The following is a 3,598-nucleotide window of genomic DNA, read 5'->3' as shown; positions in this document are numbered from 1 at the left end:
CCCAACACCGTTCGGGGCGTCGGGCTGAGCATGAGTTCTGGCAACAGGACTCACTCCCGCTCAGTATCTAGGAACGGTGGTTCAGGGCAGAGAGAGGAATCACGGGGGCGGAGGCGGCCGGCGCGGGCGCCGGGACCGGTCAGACGCGGGCGGGCGGCGGCCCCGAGCTCTCCCGGACCACCAGCTCCGGTACGGAGACCCCGTGCGGGGCGATCGGGGCGGACTGCTCCAGGACGCCGTGCAGCAGGGCGAACGCGGCCCGGCCGAGGCCGGTGAAGTCCAGGCGCGCGGTTGTCAGGGACGGGGTCAGATACGCGGAGTGCGGGGCGTCGTCGAAGCCGGCCACGCTGACGTCGCCGGGAACGGACCGGCCGTTCTCGTGCAGGGCGCGGAGCACGCCGAGCGCCAGGTCGTCGTTGCCGCAGAGGATCGCCGTGACCGACGGGTCCTGAGCCAGCCTCCGGCCGGCCCGATGACCGCCCGCCGGGCCCCAGTTGCCCTGCAGCGGGCGCGGTTCGGGCGCGCCCGCCTCCTGGAGCGCCTGCCGCCAGCCGGTGGTGCGGGCGCTGGTGCGGCGGGTGCTGGACGGGATGGCGACGTAGTGCACGGTCTCGTGGCCTAGGGAGAGCAGATGGCGGGTGACCGCGTGGGCGGCCTCGCGGTCGTCGGTCCACACCCAGGGCCGGTCGCCGCCGGGCGGGGTGGCCGGGGTCTCGACGACACCGACGACGGGCAGCTCGGCGGGCACGGCGGCCAGGGCGCCGACACCGGCCGGATCGTAGGCGATCACGATCAGTCCGCCGCCCGCGTCCGCCGCCCGCCGCACCTCGGCGGCGACGGCCGCCTCCTCCGCCGACTCCAGGACGCCGATCCCGACCGCGTACGACGCCGCGCGGGCCGCCTCCTCGACGCCCTGGAGGATCGACGCGTAGCCGTAGTGGGTGGTGTTCGCGGTCAGTACGGTCACCGCGCGGCTGCGGCCGCTGGCCAGGGCCAGGGCGGTCGCGTTGCGGCGGAAGCCCAGCTCGTCGATGGCCGCCAGCACCCGCTCCCGCGTGGACTGCTTGACGCTGGGATGGCCGTTGATCACCCGCGAGACGGTCTGGTACGAGACGCCGACGGCGGTCGCGACGTCCCGGATGCTCGCGGGACGCCTTGTGTGACCGGTCACATTCATGTCAGGATTGTGACCGGTCACACTGGGGGCGTCAAGAGAACGTCAAGCGGGATTCCCGCGAGCGACCGCCCCCGCGAGGATCTGGACCGCCCGCCGGCGACGGCCTGGGGGCGGCGTGCGCGAAGCGCGGCGGCTCGGGAGGGCAGCGACTTGACCAGTACGGCGGACCGGACGGCGGATTGCTTCAACACCTGGTCCCCGACGTTCAGTTGGGGGCATCCGGCGCTGCACGCGGAGTTCGCCGCGGCGGCGGACGGCACCCCGCGTCTGGTCCGGCTGGGCCCCGCCGGGAGCGCCGTCGATCCAGGGGTCGCCCTGCCCCTCGTCGAGTTGACGGCGGTCGGGCACGGGAGCGGTTGGTCCGGGCCCCGGTTCACCGGTACGGCTCTCGGGTCGCGGCTCGCGTACCGCGGGCACCGTGACGCCGGCTCCTCCGACTGGGCGCGGCTGACCGTCGAACTCCACGACCCGGTGACGGCGTTGACCGCCTTCGTCGAGCTGACCTCCCCGATCGGGCTGCCGGTGCTCCGCTCCCGGGTGCGGCTGCGCAACGACGGCACGGACCCCCTCGTCGTCCAGTCCGTCAGCAGCCTCCTCCTCGGCGGGCTGCCCTCCCCCGACGTCCTCGATGTGCACCGGGCCCGCAACGACTGGCTCGCCGAGTGCCGTTGGTACGCCGAGCCGTTGCGCGACACCGTCGCCGACATCAGCGTCGACGCCCACCAGCACGACAGCCGGGCCGCGCTCACCCTCACCGGGCGCGGCAGCTGGCCCACCGACGGCCATCTGCCGATGGGGGCGCTCACGGAGCGGGACGGCGGCCGGGCCTGGGTGTGGCAGGTGGAGTCACCGGCCGGCTGGCGCTGGGACCTGGGCGAACGCGCGCACGGCACCTACCTCGCGATGAACGGCCCCACGGACGCCGAGCACCAGTGGCGGGTGCGGCTGGCGCCGGGCGAGGAGTTCACGACGGTGTGGGCGGCGGTCGCGACGGGGTCGGCGGGTGCTGCGGAGGCAGGGGTGTCCCGCCCGGGGGACGGGTCCGCGCTCGACGAGGCGTTCGGGGTCATGACCGCGTACCGGCGGGCCGTGCGGCGGCCGCATCCGGACCATGGCGCGCTGCCCGTCGTCTTCAACGACTACATGAACACGCTGATGGGCGACCCGACCACCGAGAAGCTGCTGCCGCTGATCGACGCGGCGGCGCGCGCGGGCGCGGAGTACTTCTGCATCGACTCCGGCTGGTACGACGACACCGCGGACGGCGGCTGGTGGGACGGCGTCGGCGCGTGGCAGCCGTCGACGCGCCGCTTTCCCGGCGGCGGCATCGAGGCCGTGCTGGACCGGATCCGGGAGCGCGGCATGGTGCCGGGGCTGTGGCTGGAGCCGGAGGTCGTCGGCGTGCACAGCCCGGTCGCCTCGGCGCTCCCCCCGGACGCCTTCTTCCAGCGGGACGGGGTACGGATCACCGAGCAGGGCCGCCACCAGCTCGACCTGCGCCACCCCGCCGCCCGCGCGCACCTCGACAGGACGGTGGACCGGATCGTCGGCGACTGGGGCGTGGGCTATCTGAAGCTGGACTACAACATCGTCGTCGACCCGGGCCCGTGCGCCCCCGGCGACCTCTCCCCCGGCGCCGGGCTCCTCGGCCACGCCCACGCCTACCTGGAGTGGCTGTCCGACGTCCTGGACCGTCACCCCGGGCTCGTCGTCGAGAACTGCGCCTCCGGGGGCATGCGCATGGACGGCGCCACCCTGGCCGTCGCCCAGCTCCAGTCCATCAGCGACCAGCAGGACCCGCTGCGCTTCCCCGCGATCGCCGCCGCCGCGCCGACGGCGGTCCCGCCGGAACAAGGCGCCGTCTGGGCCTATCCACAGCCCGGGTTCGACAACGATCTGATCGGGTTCACCCTCGGCGGCGCGCTCCTCGGCCGCATCCACCTCTCCGGCCATCTGAACCGGATGTCGGAGCGTCAGCTCGGCCTCGTCCGGGACGCCGTGGACACGTACAAGTCGATCCGCGGTGACCTGGCGCGGGCCGTGCCCTTCTGGCCGCTCGGACTGCCGGGGTGGACGGACCCGTGGCTGGCGCTGGGCCTGCGCGTGCCGGACGGGCCCTCGTACGTGTCGGTGTGGCGGCGCGGCGGGGAGGCGGACGTGTCGCTGCCCGTCGGGCACCTGGCGGGCCGCTATGTGCGTCCGGAGATCCTGCACCCGTCCGCGGGGAGCGGCGGCTCGGCGGTCTGGGACCGGGACGGGCACGCGCTGCGGGTGTCGCTGCCCCGCACACCGACAGCCCTGCTGATCCGCCTCCACACCGGGACCGACTGAACGGCCGCCGCACGTCGGTCCTGACCGAGGGCGGACGGGCCGGAGCCTGGGCTGTGCAGGGGCGGACGGGCCCGAGCCGGGGCCGTGTGG

The 3,598-nt window shown here is 74.7% G+C and carries 2 protein-coding genes; one reads left to right on the top strand and one right to left on the bottom strand.

Annotated features, from left to right (window positions below):
• Positions 1 to 139: 139 nt before the first annotated feature.
• Complete coding sequence (locus tag AOK23_RS32835) at positions 140 to 1,177, bottom strand: LacI family DNA-binding transcriptional regulator (RefSeq protein ID WP_055716190.1); 1,038 nt, start codon at positions 1,175 to 1,177, stop codon at positions 140 to 142.
• A 150-nt stretch (positions 1,178 to 1,327) separates the two neighbouring features.
• Between AOK23_RS32835 and AOK23_RS32830 the strand changes: the two genes are divergently transcribed.
• Positions 1,328 to 3,508, top strand: a complete 2,181-nt coding sequence (locus AOK23_RS32830; RefSeq protein WP_055716189.1) for an alpha-galactosidase — start codon at positions 1,328 to 1,330, stop codon at positions 3,506 to 3,508.
• Positions 3,509 to 3,598: the final 90 nt, after the last annotated feature.

This window comes from Streptomyces torulosus, assembly GCF_001419765.1.
Lineage (GTDB): Bacteria > Actinomycetota > Actinomycetes > Streptomycetales > Streptomycetaceae > Streptomyces > Streptomyces torulosus.
This window is presented reverse-complemented; position numbering and strand designations above follow the sequence as displayed.